The 17,000-nt window shown below is 70.5% G+C and carries 17 protein-coding genes; 9 read left to right on the top strand and 8 right to left on the bottom strand.

Going from position 1 to position 17,000, the window contains the following annotated elements:
• Positions 1-677 precede the first annotated feature (677 nt).
• Together ACFYXB_RS09585 and ACFYXB_RS09580 are read left to right on the top strand one after the other, a co-directional pair.
• The gene (locus tag ACFYXB_RS09585) at positions 678-1,034 is read left to right on the top strand and encodes a hypothetical protein (protein ID WP_389579693.1); all 357 of its coding nucleotides are present in this window, start codon (positions 678-680) and stop codon (positions 1,032-1,034) included.
• 43 nt (positions 1,035-1,077) lie between these two features.
• Entirely contained in the window at positions 1,078-1,476 is a 399-nt protein-coding gene (locus ACFYXB_RS09580; RefSeq protein ID WP_351349479.1) for a DUF5994 family protein, read from the top strand.
• Between the two features lie 80 nt (positions 1,477-1,556).
• Here ACFYXB_RS09580 and ACFYXB_RS09575 read toward each other — a convergent pair whose 3' ends face one another.
• Positions 1,557-2,066: a DUF5994 family protein gene (locus ACFYXB_RS09575; RefSeq protein WP_389579690.1), complete on the bottom strand. Its 510-nt coding sequence runs from the start codon at positions 2,064-2,066 to the stop codon at positions 1,557-1,559.
• A gap of 155 nt (positions 2,067-2,221) precedes the next feature.
• Positions 2,222-2,473: a hypothetical protein gene (locus ACFYXB_RS09570; protein ID WP_389579687.1), complete on the bottom strand. Its 252-nt coding sequence runs from the start codon at positions 2,471-2,473 to the stop codon at positions 2,222-2,224.
• Between the two features lie 175 nt (positions 2,474-2,648).
• Here ACFYXB_RS09570 and ACFYXB_RS09565 point away from each other — a divergent pair, with 175 nt between their 5' ends.
• Together ACFYXB_RS09565 and ACFYXB_RS09560 are read left to right on the top strand one after the other, a co-directional pair.
• A complete protein-coding gene (locus ACFYXB_RS09565) occupies positions 2,649-3,161 on the top strand; it encodes a DUF5994 family protein (protein WP_389579684.1) in 513 nt (170 codons plus the stop codon).
• Positions 3,162-3,657: 496 nt separating this feature from the next.
• Positions 3,658-4,335, top strand: coding sequence for a hypothetical protein (locus ACFYXB_RS09560; protein WP_389579681.1), 678 nt, complete (start codon positions 3,658-3,660; stop codon positions 4,333-4,335).
• 16 nt (positions 4,336-4,351) lie between these two features.
• Here ACFYXB_RS09560 and ACFYXB_RS09555 read toward each other — a convergent pair whose 3' ends face one another.
• Complete coding sequence (locus tag ACFYXB_RS09555) at positions 4,352-6,079, bottom strand: SpoIIE family protein phosphatase (protein ID WP_389580243.1); 1,728 nt, start codon at positions 6,077-6,079, stop codon at positions 4,352-4,354.
• 104 nt (positions 6,080-6,183) lie between these two features.
• Here ACFYXB_RS09555 and ACFYXB_RS09550 point away from each other — a divergent pair, with 104 nt between their 5' ends.
• Positions 6,184-7,059 carry an SDR family NAD(P)-dependent oxidoreductase gene (locus ACFYXB_RS09550; RefSeq protein WP_389579678.1) on the top strand — a complete coding sequence of 292 codons (876 nt, stop codon included), beginning with the start codon at positions 6,184-6,186 and terminating at the stop codon, positions 7,057-7,059.
• Positions 7,060-7,150: 91 nt separating this feature from the next.
• On the opposite strand, the gene ACFYXB_RS09545 is transcribed toward ACFYXB_RS09550, so the two are convergent.
• Together ACFYXB_RS09545 and ACFYXB_RS09540 are read right to left on the bottom strand one after the other, a co-directional pair.
• Positions 7,151-7,777: a DUF2218 domain-containing protein gene (locus ACFYXB_RS09545; protein ID WP_389579675.1), complete on the bottom strand. Its 627-nt coding sequence runs from the start codon at positions 7,775-7,777 to the stop codon at positions 7,151-7,153.
• 91 nt (positions 7,778-7,868) lie between these two features.
• Positions 7,869-8,492, bottom strand: coding sequence for a class I SAM-dependent methyltransferase (locus ACFYXB_RS09540; protein ID WP_389579672.1), 624 nt, complete (start codon positions 8,490-8,492; stop codon positions 7,869-7,871).
• 131 nt (positions 8,493-8,623) lie between these two features.
• Between ACFYXB_RS09540 and ACFYXB_RS09535 the strand changes: the two genes are divergently transcribed.
• The gene (locus tag ACFYXB_RS09535) at positions 8,624-9,202 is read left to right on the top strand and encodes a TetR/AcrR family transcriptional regulator (protein ID WP_389579669.1); all 579 of its coding nucleotides are present in this window, start codon (positions 8,624-8,626) and stop codon (positions 9,200-9,202) included.
• Positions 9,203-9,214: 12 nt separating this feature from the next.
• Here the strand turns inward: ACFYXB_RS09535 and ACFYXB_RS09530 are convergent, their stop codons facing one another.
• Together ACFYXB_RS09530 and ACFYXB_RS09525 are read right to left on the bottom strand one after the other, a co-directional pair.
• Complete coding sequence (locus ACFYXB_RS09530; protein ID WP_389579667.1) at positions 9,215-11,719, bottom strand: heavy metal translocating P-type ATPase; 2,505 nt, start codon at positions 11,717-11,719, stop codon at positions 9,215-9,217.
• A gap of 33 nt (positions 11,720-11,752) precedes the next feature.
• Positions 11,753-12,034, bottom strand: a complete 282-nt coding sequence (locus tag ACFYXB_RS09525) for an SHOCT domain-containing protein (RefSeq protein WP_389580240.1) — start codon at positions 12,032-12,034, stop codon at positions 11,753-11,755.
• A gap of 225 nt (positions 12,035-12,259) precedes the next feature.
• Between ACFYXB_RS09525 and ACFYXB_RS09520 the strand changes: the two genes are divergently transcribed.
• Both ACFYXB_RS09520 and ACFYXB_RS09515 read left to right on the top strand, forming a co-directional pair.
• Positions 12,260-12,691: a DUF6153 family protein gene (locus ACFYXB_RS09520; protein ID WP_389579664.1), complete on the top strand. Its 432-nt coding sequence runs from the start codon at positions 12,260-12,262 to the stop codon at positions 12,689-12,691.
• A gap of 100 nt (positions 12,692-12,791) precedes the next feature.
• Positions 12,792-14,300, top strand: a complete 1,509-nt coding sequence (locus tag ACFYXB_RS09515) for a multicopper oxidase family protein (protein ID WP_389579661.1) — start codon at positions 12,792-12,794, stop codon at positions 14,298-14,300.
• Between the two features lie 154 nt (positions 14,301-14,454).
• Here the strand turns inward: ACFYXB_RS09515 and ACFYXB_RS09510 are convergent, their stop codons facing one another.
• The gene (locus tag ACFYXB_RS09510) at positions 14,455-15,195 is read right to left on the bottom strand and encodes a class I SAM-dependent DNA methyltransferase (RefSeq protein WP_389579659.1); all 741 of its coding nucleotides are present in this window, start codon (positions 15,193-15,195) and stop codon (positions 14,455-14,457) included.
• Positions 15,196-15,285: 90 nt separating this feature from the next.
• Here ACFYXB_RS09510 and ACFYXB_RS09505 point away from each other — a divergent pair, with 90 nt between their 5' ends.
• Positions 15,286-16,998 (top strand): hypothetical protein, encoded by a 1,713-nt coding sequence (locus tag ACFYXB_RS09505; RefSeq protein ID WP_389579657.1) that lies wholly within the window; start codon positions 15,286-15,288, stop codon positions 16,996-16,998.
• The last annotated feature ends 2 nt before the right edge of the window (positions 16,999-17,000 follow it).

Raw genomic sequence — 17,000 nt, 5'->3', positions numbered from 1 at the left:
CTCGACGGCCTCCTCGAGGTTTCCGGAGACCGGTCGGTCGGGCCTCGGTGCGCAGTCGCCTGTTCGGGGCGGCCCGGCCGAGGTCTTCCGAGATCCTGCCCTTCGTCGTCCGCTCTTGGTCCTGCCTGGCTGTGCAACGGCCTTGGTCGGCCTCGATGTTGTCCGGCAGTCGTGTTCCCGCACGGATAGGGGCGAGGCGGGAAGGCGGAACACCTCGCCGTGTGCGGCGGAGCGGTGTGGGCCTGCACCGTGCCGCCAGTCAACGTCCGGCGGCCGTCCGTGTCAACGCGGCGGTCGCGCGCGGCCACCTCGTTTCGGAGTGTGTGGGAGTAGGGTGGCTGGAGCGAGGGCATTTGGTGTGCCGGCGTCCGGACCGGCCTCGTCCTCGCGGGTCCCGTCACAGGGGCAGCCTCTGACCCCGGCCGCGCCACCCGCACCGAGGCCGAGGAGCCCCGCATGCCGCTCGTTTCCCTCACGTCCACGACGGCAGTTCCGCCGGACAGCGCCTTATCGCCCCAGGGATACGCCGGCACCTCGCCCTTCCCGCCGGACGGCCCGGCGCCCGCATACAGCGGCGGGGAGCGGCTGTACGCCACGGTCACGGGCCTCGGCGTCACGATCGGGTTCCACCGGGTCTCACCCACCGGAGTTACCGGGCCGTGCGTATCACGCTCGCGATGGCTGGGTCGATGAGTTTCCAGGGCGACGTCATCGGCCGGGTCGCCACACACCGCTGCCATCACGCCTTCACCGAAGAGCCCGGCGACATCCTCGCGGTCGACCGCGTGTTCCCGGTGTTGTGCGTCCTCTCGCTCGTGCTGCCGTTCGGGCTGGGCCGGGGCATCGGCGGTACTCGGATTGATGGCGTAACTGCCTTGCTGTGGGCGGTATTTGTACGTATCACCCTGCTCCACCATGTGACGTGGAGCGTGAACTCGCCGTCGGCCGCGGTCATCCGCCTCCTCGAACGTCCTGGCTGGGTGTACGACGTGCGCCGGTCGACTCCGGCCCGCGTCGCCGCCCGTTGCGCCTGACGCCAACCATTCGCTCGCGTACGACCGTTGACAGGAGCTCCTCATGACCACCGCACTGCAACCCCCGCTTCCCTCCCACCCCGTCCTGCGCCTGCGCCTGGCACCCAGCAGAGGCACGCCCCGGCCCATCGACGGAGCGTGGTGGCCGCGCTCGTACGACCTGCTCGCCGAACTTCCCCGGCTGCTCGCCGGGTTGCCCCGCGCGTGGGGCAACATCAACAGCGTCACGGTCAACGGGCCGATGTGGTCCGCGCCGCCCGGCCGAATGCTCGTCGCCAACCAGGTCGTACGACTGCATCGGAGCCCGAAGGCATCAGGCCCGCACACCATCGTCCTGCTCGCTCCCGGCCGGGGGCGCTGGGACCTGCTGGTCGTGCCTCCGGATACCACTGTGGAGGCCGCCGAACCGCTCATGGCAGCCGCCGCGGACGGTCGTGTCTGATTCGGCCCGGCACGCACTGTCCGGCTATTCACCAGGGCGCTGACGGCAGGGCGGTGAAGACGGCCGTCAAATCCCCGCGATCAGTCGCCGAGGCGACCGGTGCCGGGCCCGTACGACGACGATGCGTCGGCGGCCTGTTCCGCCGTCATGAGAGCGGTCGCGGTCAGCTGTGAGCCGGCGCCGGCGCTCGCGGAGGCCAGCAGCCGGGCCGCCGAGGGGGCGCCGGTCTCCGGGGGTATCACCAGGAGGTCCCAGCGGCCTGCGGTGTAGGACAGCAGCAGGATCCGGTGCGGATCCAGTTCGCTGGTGAACCAACCCGCATTCACCACATGGCCGTTGACGATGACCTTGCGTGGGATGACGGGCCAGTGGAGGGGGTTGACGGCGATGCGCGTGATGCGTCCCCACAGCGGATCCAGCACGTCTGCCAGAGCGGAGAGCTCGCTCGCCAGGTCACGTGAACGAGGCCACCAGGCGCCGTCCAGCTCACCGGGCCTGCGGGAACGGCTCTCGGGTTTCAGCGCGAGGCGCGCGGTCGGAGCCCTGAAGGGCACGGCCCGTAGCGGAGGACGGTCGGTGGTCGCGGACATCGCGCAAACCCGTCTCCGGACCCTGCGTGTGGGCAGTTGCCCGGTGTCGTCGCTCACCGGGAACGACACCGGCATCGGGGCCGGCGTGCGAAATACTCCCGATGAGTTCACGCTACTCCCCGGAGAGGCCGAAGGGACCGCTCCTGGATGTCGGCTCAGTTCCGCCGACGGCCGTCCCCTGAGGAGCGGCTGGTCTCCAGCCAGGACTGGACGGGTTCTGCCGTGCGGCTGGTGTCCACGGTGAGCTGGAGGCGGGTTCCTCCCCCGGCGCCGGCGGGATAGCTGCGCTGCTCGGTGGCGGAGAAACAGCGACGGAGAACTTCCGCGACGCGGCGGGCGACCTCGGGGGAGGCGGCGACAATGCGCACCTCGGCGTGCTCGTCCGAGGGTGTTTCCGTGGGGTGCATGACGACCTCGTTGTGTAGGCACGAATGAACGCACTGTCTCTTTCACCCTACGCCGGCATGCCCCGTGACCTCCTCCCATGACCAGCGAGGGTCCCGGTCGCCGTGAGCCGCGGAGTACCGTGACAATCGGAACAACCCCGTGTGCTTCTCGCTGGCAGACAGGCAGGCGAGTGCGATGCCCGACTCCGACTCCCCGCATGTGACCAGGCTTCTGCCGAACACCGTCCACCAGGCGGTGAAACCCGGGACGGCTGTCGTACGGCTGGAGACGACACACGACCGGCGGGGAGTTCTCGACGGGGCATGGTGGCCGCGGTCCCGTGACATCGCCGCCGAGCTTCCCACTCTGATCGCCGCACTGACCGAGTACCTCGGGCCGGTCACGCGCGTCGGCCTGGATGCCGCCGCTTGGGCAGCGCTGCCGACGCGCCTGATCATCGACGACCGCGTCGTGCACATCGACTCCTTCCCGGTCGGCGACGACACCGTCCTCATCACCCGAGGTGAGCAGGACTACTTCTCCCTCCTCGTGATCCCCCCGCACGCGCCGCCCGACGCGGCGCGCACCGCGATGGCCGAAGCCGTCCGCGCCGGCAACGTGACGCAGGCCGAACAGATCCTCATCGAAACCGGCACCGGCCGGGCACATCCGAGTCCCGCGGAAGACCGCCGTGCCGGCCGTGGATAGCCCGGGAAGCGAGGGTGCCCAGCCGCGGTGGTTCCCGGGCCGGCCCGGCGCCGGGATGTTCGCGGTGTCGAAGCCGCCGGAGATGGATCCACGCGGCAGGCTGCGACAGGCGCTCGGGCAGCACGCTCGACCGCATCGGCAAGTTCCTCGCCCGGAGGGGCGAACGGATCGCCTGGCTCACCCTGGCGGTCACCGACCTTGACCGGACCCGTACCCGACTCGTCGAGCGGAGCATTCCGTTCACCCAATGGGGCACGCAGTCCCTGTTCCTGGAGGAGGACACCATGTGCGGCGGACCCATCGAGCTGAGCACGCCTTGATCCTTTGCCGGACGGCTTCGTGAGGTGTCCCGCCTTCGGCTCTCGAAGAGAGGCGTACGGCCCGGAGTAGGGTGGAGGCACCGAGAGCCCGTCGCGCACCGCCCCGACGCCGGTGCCGCTCCCGGCGAGCGACGACGCCGGGCCGGTTGTCCCGCGCCCGGGGCAGGGCTTGCCTCATGACCGTGAACGCGCCGGTTCGGCCGACCACCTCAGACCTGATCGGGCGCCATGCCGGGCGCGACCGGCCCGGCCCGCTGAAGCCACTTCCGACCGAGCGGGAACGAGGCTCCTCGCCCCGCACGGGTGAACGCGTCCGCCCGCTGACCCGACGTCAGATCGAGGACCGCCTGCAGGAACTGGGCGACCTGTACGCGGAGACTTCCGGCGGTGGCCCATGGGCGTGGAACCAGGCTCGCGGTGCCTTCCTGCGGCGACTCGCGGTCGACGTACGGCGACCGGGATTCGAGTTGCTCATCGCCGAGACCACTGTGCTGACCGGATGTGCCCACGGCTTCCCCATACGCGGAGACGGTCCCCGGTGGGAGGGCTTCGACGGGTACATTCCGGGGAGCCTGCTCCGCCTCGCCGCCGCCGAACGCCTCTTCGTGGTCTCCGGGATCCTCGTGCCGCCCCGCGTGCGCAGGCAGTACCAGAACCGCGCCTGGAACCTCGCCCGGCGCCTGCAGCGACGGCTGCTCGCCGACCACGGTGTCGCTGCCGGTGTCACGCTGGTGGACCGTTTCGACGACCGGACCGCGGAGGCGCTGCGGTCCTGGGGGTGGCGGTACGTCGACGGCGATACTCCCCGGGCGCCTCCGCTCGGCCCGTTCCGAGTGCTGGTCCTCGGGAGCTGAGCACCGCGTCCCGGTGTCACGGCGTCGGCAGGCGCAGGGCGAGGAGGGCCACGTCGTCGGTGCTGCCCGGCGGCATACGGGCGAGCAGTTGGTCGCACAGCGTGTCGAGTGTTTCGTCGACGAGGGCCAGGGCGTGGCGGCGCAGACGGCCGAGGCCGGTGTCGAGGTCGCTGCCGGGGATCTCGACCAGGCCGTCGGTGTAGAGCAGCAGGGTGGAACCCGGTGGCAGGGGCTCCGTGGCGTTCGGCCGACCCCCACCCGTGCCCAGGCCGGCACCGAGGAGTAGTCCCTGCCCGGCTTCGAGGTAGCGTGCCTGCCCGTCGTGGGTCAGCAGGAGGGGCGGCGGATGTCCGGCGCTGGTCCAGCGCAGCGTCCACGGGCCGGTGTGCGGGTGGCCCTCGACCTGGGCGAGGACCAGGGTGGCCATGGGGACGGTGGTGATGGCGGCCATGGCGTCGTCGAGCCGGTCGACGACGGCACCGGGCGGTCCGGTGTGGTCCCAGGCCAGTGAGCGCAGGACGCCGTGCATCTGGGCCATGCCGGCCGCGGCGGCCAGATCGTGGCCCAGGACGTCACCGATGACCAGTGCGGTCGTGCCGTCCTTCAGCTCGAACGCGTCGTACCAGTCGCCGCCGACCTGGGAACCGACCGGAGCGGGCTGGTAGCGGGCGGCCAGCCGAAGCCTGCCGGGCTGGGGCAGCGGGGCCAGCAGATTGCGCTGCATGGCCTCGGCGACTGCGCGCTGGCGGCCGAACCGGCGAGCGTTGTCGATGACCAGCCCGACGCGTTGGCCGATGTCGGTCACCACCTCCAGGTCGCCGGTGTCGAAGGGGTGCGCCGGGTCGGTGCGGATCAGCGTCAGGGCGCCGGCGAGCTGCCGCTGGGAGCCCAGCGGCACCGTGACGGCGGACGTCGCGCCCACGGCCTGCAGGAAGCAGCTGTGGACGGCGGTCAGGGGGGAGTCGGGCGCTGCGGCAATCTCCACCCGCTCCTGCAGGACCGGATCGCCTCCGTTCAGTACCTGGATCAAAGGGGAGCGGGGCGCCTCTCTGGCCGGCGGAAGGCGCCCGCGCCAGTCCTCCTGCTCGGCGTCCCGGCCCTCGGGACCCGTCACCGCCACCCGATGTACCTGGCCGGGACCGACACGGAGGTCCACCGTCGCCCAGTCGGCCAGCCGGGGAACGAGCAGGCGGCCCAGCCGGGCGAGGGCCTCGTCGATCTCCAGGGTCTGACCGAGCACGTCTGTGATCTCCGCGACCAGCGTCAGCCGCCCGGTGAGGTCCTCCAGAGCACTCGTATAGGCCGCGCGCTCCCGGCGCGCACCGCGATCGCTCGTGGCGTCGGTGAGCAGCACAGCCATGCCCAGTATGGAGCCGCCGTCCGTCACGGGAGAAGCGGACCAGGCGACCGGGAGCAGTCGGCCGTCGCCGCGCAGATGGCTCTCGCCTTCCACGCCGGCCGCCGTCCCCAGGGCCAGCGCCTGGAGCAGACGGCACTGCTCCCGCGGGATGGTGGCGCCGTCCGCCGCCCTGTGCAGCAGATCATGCACGTCTGCTCCGCACATCGCCGCGGCGGCGCGCCCCAGCAGCCGCTCGGCGGCCGGGTTGGCCGTGACGATGTGACCGGCCGGATCCACCACGATCAGCGCCGTGCCCAGCTGCTCGACGACCTGCCGCCAGAAACCCGGCTCCGCCGCCGATCCGCACCGCCGTTCATCTCCCTCGCCGGGCACCACACTCTCCACCAAGCCGCCTCCAGTCGTGCAACGCCGTCGCCCGGGACTGCGGGCGCCACCGGTAACCGGGGATCACCAGTGGATCGATGGTCCCGCGGCAGGAAGTGGGCCGCATGCTCGACACAACCAATCCTTCCCGGCTTTCCCGTACGACGCGCCGACAACGGAACCCGCCCACCCGGCCACGGCGTTCGGCCTGGCCGCCAGGACGGGACTCGTGCGACCCGCCGTGGGACTGCTCAGCTCGCGCGGCACAACTGACCGAGCGTGCTCTTACGGGGATTGCAAGCCGGGACCACCGCGAGATCGCCACCGCACGCCGCCCGGAAACGCTGGCCGATCTCCCCGTCGACCAGCGCCTGCGCCTTGACGTCACGGATCAGGCAAGCGTCGATCGGGTCATCCAGGACGCCGGCGACATCGATGTCCTGGTCAGCAACGCCGGCGAAACGGTGCGCGCGCCTTTGGAGAGCGTCCCGCTGGCGGAGGTCGAACGGCTCTTCCAGCTCAACACCTTGGGCGCGCTGAGGGTGGCACAGAGCGTGCTCCCTGCCATGCGCGCAAGAGGAGCGGGCCGCCTCATCTTCATCTCCAGCATTCAGGGGCGGATGGTGCTGCCGATGATCGGTCCCTACGGCGCCAGCAAGTGGGCGCTGGAGGCGCTCGCCGAAACGCTCGCCATCGAGACGGGGCACTTCGGCGTCACGGTGAGCGTCGTGCAGCCCGGTGCGGTCTCCTCGGGTGGCGGTGAGCGCGCGAAGGTGTTCCTGAAAGAGAACGATCCCTACATGCCGCTGTACGAGCAACTCGGCGCCCTGCGCGGTGAATCCGTAACTCCGGAGAGCGTGGCCACTGCGGTGGCCGACACGATCGAACAGCCCGAACCTCCACTGCGCGTACCGGTCGGGGCATCGGCCATTCGGGCCGTGCGGGCCCGCAAAGAGGCTCCCGAGGCCAAGCCCTTCCTGATGACCGAGATCGATTGGTAGTCGTTGAGTAGCGAGGTCGTCCCGGGGAGGCCGTGGTCGTCACCAGAGAATTGCCCAGGATCCGCACGCTGGAGTGGGGAGTCCCCGCGCGTTATCGGCGGTGACGAAAGGCCCGGACGCCGAGGCGGCCCAGGACGAGATGGCCGCCCACGAAGACGAGCGTCAGAGCGACAACCGCCAGGAGAGCGTTGACGCCCCAACTCGTCCACGGCGACGCCGCCAGTGCGGCTCCCCCCAGCCCGAGATGCACGGCGACGATCACGACGCCCACCGCGCCGAGGCCCACGATCCCGCCGGGCCCGAGGCGCTTCCGGGCGCCCGCCTCGGGTACGGCGGCCGGGTCGGCAGCCTCGCCGGCCGGAGCCGTAGCCCCCTGCAGGCGTTGCCAGTTCACCTTCAGCCGGTCGCGGCGGCCGATCTTCTCGATGCGTCCGGCGATGCCGTCCTGGAGCCGCTGCAGGGTGTCCTCGTCGTCGGCCTCGACGCGGAGTGTCAGCGTGTCCGACCTGGCCTGAAGGGTGCACCGGCCTTCGGCGAAGCGGATGATCCCGTCCGTGTCGCTGTACTCGACGTGCCGTATCTCCGGTGGCATCTCGCCGCCGCCGTGGCCGACGGGCGAGCGGTGTCGCATCCGGCCCATCTGGCCGAGGTGACGGCAGAGTTGGGTGAGGTACCGGCTTGCCCGGTCGGTCCGGACGCGGGCTTCCGCGGTTGGCATGGCATTCCTTTCGGGGGTGCGGGGCGGGGTGCCTTCGGCGTGCGGGCATCGACGGGTTGCACGGCCGGTGCGGGGCGCGCCCCGCTGATGTTCAGATCCTGGTGGCGGCGACGAACCAGGCCCGGACGCCCTCCGGGTCGCTGGTGATGTCGATCGTGGTCGGTTCGATGGAGTCGACGTACCAGCCGGCGGCGAACGCGGACTCGATCTCGTCGCGCGTCACTCGCCGTGGCCCCTGATCGCCCGGCTGCCGGTCGCTGAAGCACAGCATGAAGTAGCGCCCCGCCGGCCGGACCACCGACCTCAGACTCTCGACGAACGAGGAGCGGTCCTCGTCGTTGAAGATGTGGAAGAGCCCGCAGTCCAGGACGGTGTCGAAGGACTCGCCGAGATCGGCCAGTTCCCTGGCGTCATGGAGGAGGAACCGCGCGGTGAGATTGCGCTCGTCGGCCTTCCTCCTGGCGGAGTCGAGCGCCCGGGCGGCGAGGTCCAAGCCGGTGGCGTCCAGGCCGAGACCGGCTGCCATCAGCACGTGCTCGCCCGTGCCGCAGCCGACGTCCAGCACGCGGCCCCGGATCTCGCCCTGTTCGGCGAGGGCGAGGAAGGCCTGCTGCGGGCGGCCGATGTCCCACGGTGGCCGACTGGCGTACAGGTCGTCGGGCCTGTGCCATGGATTCCCGGCGCCGGAGTGGCGAAAGTCGGGTGTGTCGGACATGGGGTGCCTTCCCGTCGGGGCCGGTGACGCGGGATATCAGTGCTCGGGGCGCCGCTTACGCAGCTTTATCGATACACGGTGTCTCTGTCAATCCATAGTGTCACGCATAGGGCGCCGCGTATCCTAGGGGTGTGCCGAAGCTGTGGAACGAGACCATCGAGGAGCATCGCCGTACGGTGCGCGAGGCGATCCTGGATACGACGTGGCGGCTCGTGGCCGAGCACGGGCTGCTGTCGGTGACCATGTCGCAGATCGCGGAGAAGGTCGGCATCGGACGCGCGACGCTGTACAAGTACTTCCCGGACGTCGAGGCGATCCTGGTGGCCCACCACGACCGGCACGTCACCGGCCACCTGGCGCAGCTCGCCGAACTCCGCAGCCGACCCGGTGACGCCGGTGAACGTCTGGCGGCGATGCTGGAGCAGTACGCGTTCATCTGCTATCGCCGCGGGCGCCACGGCACCGAGGAGCTCGCGGCGCTCGTGCACCGTCCCCAGCACATCGCGCATGCGGAGCAGCAACTCGTCGACGTGTTCCAGGACCTGCTGGCCGAGGCCGCGAAGGCCGGCGCGCTCCGTGACGACGTCGCCCCCGAGGAACTGGCCCGCTACTGTCTGCACGCCCTGGCCGCTGCCGGAGGGCTGCCGTCCGAGGCGGCGGTCCGGCGACTGGTCGCCGTCACGCTGGCCGGGTTGCGGCCTGCGAGCTGAGTTTGGGGCGGCTCAGTGGACGCTGGGCTCGACCGCGTCCCTGGCGGACTGTTCCTGCCGGTCCGGCGTGGGGGAGGGGGTCCCGTCGGGCAGTCGAAGTCCCTTCAGGGACAGGGCGTTGACCGCGACGATGAAGCTCGAGCCGGACATGGACAGCGCGGCGATCTCGGGCGGGAGGATCAGGGCGAAGGCCGGCTCGAAGACGCCCGCGGCGATGGGCAGGGCAATGGCGTTGTAGCCGATCGCCCAGCCGAGGTTCTGACGCATCTTGCGCAGGGTGCCGCGGCCGATGCGCAGGGCGGTGGGCACGTCCAGCGGGTCGGAACGCATCAGCACCAGGTCGGCGGTCTCGATCGCGACGTCGGTACCGGCGCCAATGGCGATGCCGAGGTCGGCCTGCGCGAGCGCGGGCGCGTCATTGACGCCGTCGCCGACCATCGCCACCTTGCGGCCGGCGGCCTGGAGTTCGGCGACCTTGGCCGCCTTGTCGCCGGGGAGGACCTCGGCGATGACGGTGTCGATGCCGAGCTGCTCGGCGATACGGTCGGCGGTGGCCTGGTTGTCGCCGGTGAGCATGACGACTTCGATGCCGAGCGCGTGCAACTCCCGTACGGCGGTGGCGGACGTCTCGCGAGGGGCGTCGGCGATGCCGATCAGTCCGGCCGCGCGTCCGTCGATCGCGGCGATCACAACCGTACGGCCGGTGGCGGCCAACTTGTCCCGCTCGTCGGCCAGTTCCGCCAGATCGACGCCCTCGCGTTCGGCCAGGCGGCGGTTGCCGACCGCGACCCGGTGGCCGGAGACCCGGGCGATCGCCCCGTGACCCGGTACGTTCTCGAAGCCGTCCGCGGGTTCGGTGGCGAGCCGCTTGGCCTCCGCATATCGTACGACGGCTTCCGCGAGGGGGTGTTCGGACTCCCGCTCGACGGCCACGACCAGCCGCAGCAGGTCGTCCTCGCCGACGCCGTCGGCCGTGACGACATCGGTGACTTCGGGCTCGCCCTTGGTGAGGGTGCCGGTCTTGTCCATCACGACGGTCCCGATGCGGGCGGAGGTCTCCAGGCCCACGGCGTTCTTGAACAGCACGCCCCGCTTGGCGCCGAGCCCGGTACCGACCATGATCGCGGTGGGGGTGGCCAGGCCGAGCGCGTCCGGGCAGGTGATGACCACGACGGTGATGGCGAACAGCATCGCCTCGCCGAACGACCGCCCGACCAGCAGCCAGACGGCCAGCGTCGCGGCGCCACCGATCAGGGCGACGAAGACCAGCCAGAACGCCGCCCGGTCGGCCAGTCGCTGTCCGGGCGCCTTGGAGTTCTGGGCCTCCTGAACGAGTTTGACGATCTGAGCCAGGGCCGTGTCGGTGCCGACCTTCGTGGCGCGCACCCGCAGAGTGCCGTTGGCGTTGATGGTCGCACCGACCACCTCCGAACCGGGCTCTTTGTGCACCGGCAGACTCTCACCGGTGACCATCGACTCGTCGACCTCGCTGGAGCCCTCTTCGACCACACCGTCGACCGCGATCTTCGCACCGGGACGCACGAGCAGCAGGTCACCGACCACGACCTCGGCGGTGGGCACTTCGACAGGCTCACCGTCGCGCAGGACGAGCGCCTTGGGCGGGGCCAGGTCCAGCAGCGTACGGATGGCGTCGTTGGCACCGCCGCGGGCACGCATCTCGAACCAGTGGCCCAGCAGCACGAAGGAGGCGAGCACGGTGGCCGCCTCGTAGAACACGTCGCCGCCGCCGGTGAGCGTGACGACCAGCGAGTACAGCCAGCCCGCACCCACGGCGACCGCGACCAGCACCATCATGTCCAGGGTGCGGGCACGCAGGGCCCGCCAGGCCCCGTCGAAGAAGATCGTGCACGAGTAGAAGATCACGGGCAGGCTCAGCAGCAGCGCCCACACGTCCTCGCGCAGCCCGAACGGGACGGGTACGAACCGGTTGAAGACGTCCTTCCCGATCGGCGACCAGATCACGATCGGGATCGAGAAGAGCGCGGCGACGAGGAAGCGGTTGCGCATATCGGCGACCATGCCCGCCATCGACATGCCGTCGTGCCCGCCATGGCCCATCGCGTCGTGCGGTGAGGCCAGGTCTTCACCGTGCTCAGCGTGAGCGCTCGGTTGCTGCGCCTGCGTCTCATGCACGTGTGCTTCGGCAACGTGCTGGTGCGGGGTCGTTGCCGGGGCGGGTGGATCGGGCTCGGTCATCGGGTCGCAGACACGGGCCGGTACGGACTGGCCCGCGCAGTGGTAGCCGCACTCCTCCACCCAGCGCCGCAACTCCGCCAGCGACGTCTGCCGAGGGTCGAAGACCACGGTCGCCGTCTGTGCCACCGGGTTGACCGCCACCTCGATGACGCCCGGCCGTCGGCCCAGCACGGCGGCAACGGTGCTCTGCTGGGAGGCCCAGCGCAGACCGCGCACGTCGAGCACGGCGGTGCTGCGTTCCTTGGGTGTGAGCGCGTGGCCCGAGCGCGCCTCGTGCGGTATGTGGTCGTGCACCGTCATGTCTCCTTGGGCGAGGAGGCGTGTCCGCTCGGTTCAATGCTTGACCGGGGCGGCTCCGCTGGAGCGCAGGACGCGCAGTCGGCGCTGGTATTCATCCTCGTCGATCTCTCCCCGCGCGAACCGCTCGGCAAGCAGTTCTTCGGCGGAAGGAGTCGTCCGGGAGGCGACGTCCCGCGAGCCGCCGGGCATGGATCGGCCGAGGCCGCGGAAGAGCAGGACGAGGACCGTGATGATCACGGCCCAGAAGACGATCATGCCGAGGGAGGCACCGAACCAGCCCCAGCCGCTCATGTCGTGGCCGTACCAGAACATCATGGCGATCACTTCCCGGATCGAGCACCGGACGTGGACTGCGGCCGCGCATCGAGGAGCGGCCTCACAGCCACTGTGCTACCAGTAAGGGCATTGGTGCATGGGCCGGGTGGCCCTGTGCCCGGGGCGGCGGGCCCCCTGGGCGCGGAAGGTCGGCTTGATGGATTACATACCCCTGCTGGGTATAGTGGACCCGTCGTGTCGGATGAAACCCGGGTGCGGAAAGTGATGACGACAGCCATGAGCCTGCGGGCCCGTCACCGTAGCGGTGCCGTGCGCTGCGTGTGGAGTGTGGTCGTCGCCCTGTTCGCCGTATTGGCCGTGCTCGTCCATCACGACATGACGCCCGCCGCCATGCCGGCCGGCACCATGAACGCGATGGCCGGCATGGACCACACCGCCTCGGCCTCGGCGGGGCACAGCTCGGCGCAGCAGGTCACGTATCCGGACATGGGCGATGACAGCGGTGCCTGCTCCGGCGCCGGGGCGCAGCACTGCTCGTCCGGCGATGTGGGTACGGCGACATTCGTGGTGCCGCCCACCGCCGTGCTCATCGACCGATGGGACGCCGCGAGCAGCGTGTACGTCAGACGTGGTCTGCCAGGTACGGCACACCGCGCTCCTCCCGATCTTTCCGCCCTCTCCCGACTGCTGATCTAGGCCGACTCCGGGCGGGCCGCCGTCATGTTGCCCAAGTGCACGACGGCGGGAGTTCCCGCACGCGCCCGATCATCAGCACGTCGAGAAGAGGACGTTCACCGTGAACAGCATCAACCGCCGCTCCGCCCTGCTGGCGGGGCTCGGGATCGCGGGCGCGGGTGCGCTCGCCGCATGCGCCACCGGCTCCGGCGGCCCCGTCTCGCTCGGCCTCGTGAGCCCCTCCGGCTCCGCGGTCGCCGCTGTCGAGAACAAGCGCAAGGGCACCGGCCGGACGCGGCAGGTGACCCTCACCGCCGCACGCGCCGTGCTCGATCTCGGTGCCGGGATCAAGGCGGACAGCTGGGCCTTCAACGGCAGGACCCCCGGCAAGGAACTGCGGCTCTCCGTGGGCGACACACTCGCCGCCGAGCTGTCCAACCAGCTCCCGGACAGGACGACGACGTCCATCCACTGGCACGGGATCGCCCTGCGCGGCGACATGGACGGCGTGCCCGCGGTCACCCAGGCGGCCGTGCGCGCCGGCAGGAACTTCACCTACAGGTTCATCACCGACACCCCCGGCACCTACTTCTTCCACCCGCACGTCGGCGTCCAGCTGGACCGGGGGCTGTACGCACCGCTCATCGTCGAGGACCCGAAGGAGCCACTGTCGTACGACGACGAATGGGTCGTCGTCCTCGACGACTGGGTCGACGGGGTCACCGGTACCCCCGACGAGGTCTTCGCCGAGGTCAAGCAAGGCATGAACATGAACATGGGCGACATGTCGATGCGGTTCATGCTCATGGGCGCTCGGAGCACGTTGCTGGGTGGGGACGCCGGGGACGTGAAGTACCCGTATCACCTGATCAACGGCCGCGTCCCGGCCGACCCGGACGCCTACACCGGCAAACCGGGCAGGCGGGTGCGGCTGCGTGTCATCAATGCCGGCAGCGATACCGCGTACCGGGTGGCACTGAGCGGCCACAAGATGACCGTCACCCACACCGACGGGTTCCCGATTCGGCACCAGGAGGTCGACGCGCTGCTGGTCGGCATGGGGGAGCGGTACGACGTCCTGGTCACCCTCGGCGACGGTGTCTTCCCGCTGGTCGCCCTGGCCGAAGGCAAGGACATGACCGGCATGGCGCTGGTGCGTACGGGCTCGGGCGCCGCACCCGCCCCCACGGTCCGCCCGAGGGAACTGGACGGCATGATCATGTCCGCGTCACAGTTGAAGGCCGCGGACGACGTCCGGCTGCCGTCCAGGAAGACCGACCAGGTGCACCGCATCGAGCTGACCGGCGGGATGACCAAGTACGACTGGGCCATCAACGGCAAGCGGTTCGACATGAACGATCCGACCGCGACACCGATTCTCGTCGAGCAGGGTCAGCGGGTCCGGCTGGACTTCGTCAACACGACCACCATGTGGCACCCGATGCACCTGCACGGTCACACCTACCAACTCGGCAGCGGCGGGGCGCGCAAGGACACCACCATCGTGCCGCCGAAGAAGACGGTGTCGGTCTTCTTCGACGCGGACAACCCGGGCCAGTGGATGCTGCACTGCCACAACGCCTACCACGGCGAAGCCGGGATGATCGGGCTGGTGGCCTACCGGGCCTGACGGCTGTCGCCGACCCACTTCGGTATCAGGCGTCCGTGCGCTTGTCCGCGTCCGGTTGACGTCGGCCAACTCGCGCACGGTCGCCTCCACCTCCACAGGCGATCCATGATCTCCACCTCTAGATCGCTCAGCGCGGTCGCGGCCGGGGGACGCCTCAGGCCGGCTTGCGCCACACTGAGATGTGTTTCGCGGAGTCCTGGGTGAAGGGCGTGCCGTCCCAGTCCGCGACGCGTCGTTCCAGTTCGAGCCCGGCGATCCGGGCCATCAGGTCGAGCTCCGCCGGCCACGCGTACCGGTGCCGGGAGTTGCCGCGACGGTAGCGGCCGTCCTCGCCGTCGCGCGTGAAGTGGTTCGAGACGAGGATCTGCTCGACCAGGTCGAAGGTGTCGAAGCCGAGATGCCGCTCGGAGACGTCGAACGGCACCGCGACCTGCCCGGGCGGCAGCAACCGCAGGGGCGGCACGCCCAGTTCGACGACGAACCGGCCGCCGGGCGCCAGGTGACGTGCGGCGTTGCGGAAGCACTCGACCTGCTCGTCCTGGGTGAGCAGGTTCGAGATGGTGTTGTAGACGAGATAGACCAGCGTGAAGTCGCCGGGGACGGTGGTCGTGGCCATGTCGCCGATGGTGACCGGGAGCGTGTCCTCGTCGACCTTGCGCCGCAGGACCGCTGTCATGTGCTCGGACAGCTCGATGCCGGCCACGGGCACGCCGCGTTCCCGGAGAGGAACCCCCACGCGTCCGGTTCCGATGGCGAACTCCAGCGCCCGGCCCTCCCCGGCGAGGTCGGCGAGGAAGTCGAGAGTCGGCCCGAGAACAGCGGCCGAGGACATCTCGGTCTCCTCGGCGTCGTAGCGGTCGGCCATCGGACGGTTCCACAGCTCACTGCTCGTCATGGGCGCCCACTTTGCCGGGCGTGACGGACCCTGTCGACGGGATTTACCTGCCCACGCGTCCGTGACCTGCCGACTGCTACGGTCCGTCACATGCCCCCTCTCGACCGCAGCCTCCTCGACGACCTCCGGCGGACTCCTCGGCTGGCCGAACTCGCCGCTCACCCGTTCGACTTCGACCTGCGCCGGGCCGAGCACGGAGAAGCCGTCCGGCTGGCGTCCGGTGCGTCGCTGGAGGGGATCGCTGGTGACGACAGCGGCGGGACCTACTTCCTCTGCGGCGGTGGAGGGGTGTTGTACGCCGATTCGGAGGGGCAAGCCGGGCTGATCGCCGAAAGCCTTGCCGACGCCATGGAGTTGGTGGCCGGTCTTCCCGGATGGCGGGATCACCTGTACCTCCCGCCGGCACTCGGCGCGGATCAGCTCCGTGCCGCGGCTCTCGAGGTCGAGGACGGCATGCGTGCCTCCTACGCACCGGAGCTCGACGCCCGCCGCGACGAACTGCTCGCGGGTCTCGGGCTGGCCGTGCGCTCGCGCGCCGAGCTGTTCGCCCGGATGCACCGTGCCCTACTGCGCTCCGAGCCCGATCATCTGTTGCTGCTCGCCGACGAGGGGCACGCCTACGCCTTGTTGGACCCGCACCCTCGACCGCCGCTGATGGAGACCGTGCTCGCGCAATGCCGGGCGGACCTGGCCCGCCTGCGCGCCGACCCCTCCGCCTGGCCCGAGTCGGCGTTCTCCACGGTGTCCGGCGGAAGCGACCCGGAGCATGACGCCAACTCGGGCCGTCGCGCCGGTGTGCTGCGCGCGCTCCAGTACGACCGGCACGACGCCGACCTGCCGCTCCTGCGCCATCTGCTCGAGCAGGAGACCCTGTGCCGCCGCGCGGCCGCCTTCGGTGGCATGGGCGAGGAGTTGCACCTCGCCGTGTTCCTCGTGGCCCGCCACCTCCGTGAGGAGGATCTTCCCCGGCTGCATGCCGCCCGGTGCGCCAACTTCGACACCTGGTGCGCCCTGTCGGACCTGCCGCTCGGCGGGCCGGGACAGAGTGAGGAAGATCTTCGCTTGGAGCCCGAGGCCCTGCGCGCTTGGGCCGACACCCACGACACGTCGGAGTGCTTCGGCGACGACCCGAGGTCCGAGCCGCCCGAGACCTGGGTGACTCTCGCCCGTCGCCAGGGCCGCACGGAACTCGCCCGCACTGCCCTGATCCGTCTGCTCGACGACGTCCGGCCCTCCGACACGGCCGAACTTCCCTGGATCGCCGCCGAGTTCGTTGCGCTGGCGGACTTTCAGCAGGCTTCGCGCGCCCAGCGGTTGTACGCCAAGCTCCAGGACACCGGTCTCGCCCGTGCCTCGGCGTACAGCCGCCTGTCCGCCCTGGAGCGGCAGGCCGGCGACCTGGACGGAGCGTGGACGTCTCTGGAGCACGCGCTCACCGTTCTCGACGGCCCGCGGGACGTGGAGCCGGGCCCGTCGCAGCCCGTGCTCTTCGAAGTCGAGCCGGCCCCAGTCGTCGACGACTGGCGCGACAAGGGCGTGGCACTCGCCCTCACCGAGGAGCACTTCCTGCTCGCGCGGTCGGCCGCGGACTCCGGCCGGCCCGACCTCGCACACCGGGCCCTCCTCGCCGGGATGGCTCTCCTCGACACACTCGACCGCGCTTCCCCGGCCCTGTACGGCGCGGCCCACGCCGCGGCGCGGGCCTGTGGTGACGGAGAACTGTCCGCGCGCTACGAGTACCTGCTGGCCGAGGAGGAGCAGCGCCTCGCGGAGTTTCCCTACGACTTGGACGACAACGACTGACC

Origin of the sequence: Streptomyces sp. NPDC002619 (assembly GCF_042889305.1) — a bacterium.
Classification (GTDB): domain Bacteria; phylum Actinomycetota; class Actinomycetes; order Streptomycetales; family Streptomycetaceae; genus Streptomyces.
Note: the sequence above shows the minus strand (reverse complement) of the source record. Positions and strands in the feature narration are given on the sequence as shown.

Excerpts from the sequence above, each read along its gene's own strand:
- ACFYXB_RS09585 (WP_389579693.1), top strand. The coding sequence starts at position 678 with ATGGCTGGGTCGATGAGTTTCCAGGGCGACGTCATCGGCCGGGTCGCC.
- ACFYXB_RS09580 (WP_351349479.1), top strand. The coding sequence starts at position 1,078 with ATGACCACCGCACTGCAACCCCCGCTTCCCTCCCACCCCGTCCTGCGC.
- ACFYXB_RS09575 (WP_389579690.1), bottom strand. The coding sequence starts at position 2,066 with ATGTCCGCGACCACCGACCGTCCTCCGCTACGGGCCGTGCCCTTCAGG.
- ACFYXB_RS09570 (WP_389579687.1), bottom strand. The coding sequence starts at position 2,473 with ATGCACCCCACGGAAACACCCTCGGACGAGCACGCCGAGGTGCGCATT.
- ACFYXB_RS09565 (WP_389579684.1), top strand. The coding sequence starts at position 2,649 with ATGCCCGACTCCGACTCCCCGCATGTGACCAGGCTTCTGCCGAACACC.
- ACFYXB_RS09560 (WP_389579681.1), top strand. The coding sequence starts at position 3,658 with ATGACCGTGAACGCGCCGGTTCGGCCGACCACCTCAGACCTGATCGGG.
- ACFYXB_RS09550 (WP_389579678.1), top strand. The coding sequence starts at position 6,184 with ATGCTCGACACAACCAATCCTTCCCGGCTTTCCCGTACGACGCGCCGA.
- ACFYXB_RS09545 (WP_389579675.1), bottom strand. The coding sequence starts at position 7,777 with ATGCCAACCGCGGAAGCCCGCGTCCGGACCGACCGGGCAAGCCGGTAC.
- ACFYXB_RS09540 (WP_389579672.1), bottom strand. The coding sequence starts at position 8,492 with ATGTCCGACACACCCGACTTTCGCCACTCCGGCGCCGGGAATCCATGG.
- ACFYXB_RS09530 (WP_389579667.1), bottom strand. The coding sequence starts at position 11,719 with ATGACGGTGCACGACCACATACCGCACGAGGCGCGCTCGGGCCACGCG.
- ACFYXB_RS09525 (WP_389580240.1), bottom strand. The coding sequence starts at position 12,034 with ATGATGTTCTGGTACGGCCACGACATGAGCGGCTGGGGCTGGTTCGGT.
- ACFYXB_RS09520 (WP_389579664.1), top strand. The coding sequence starts at position 12,260 with ATGACGACAGCCATGAGCCTGCGGGCCCGTCACCGTAGCGGTGCCGTG.
- ACFYXB_RS09510 (WP_389579659.1), bottom strand. The coding sequence starts at position 15,195 with ATGACGAGCAGTGAGCTGTGGAACCGTCCGATGGCCGACCGCTACGAC.
- ACFYXB_RS09505 (WP_389579657.1), top strand. The coding sequence starts at position 15,286 with ATGCCCCCTCTCGACCGCAGCCTCCTCGACGACCTCCGGCGGACTCCT.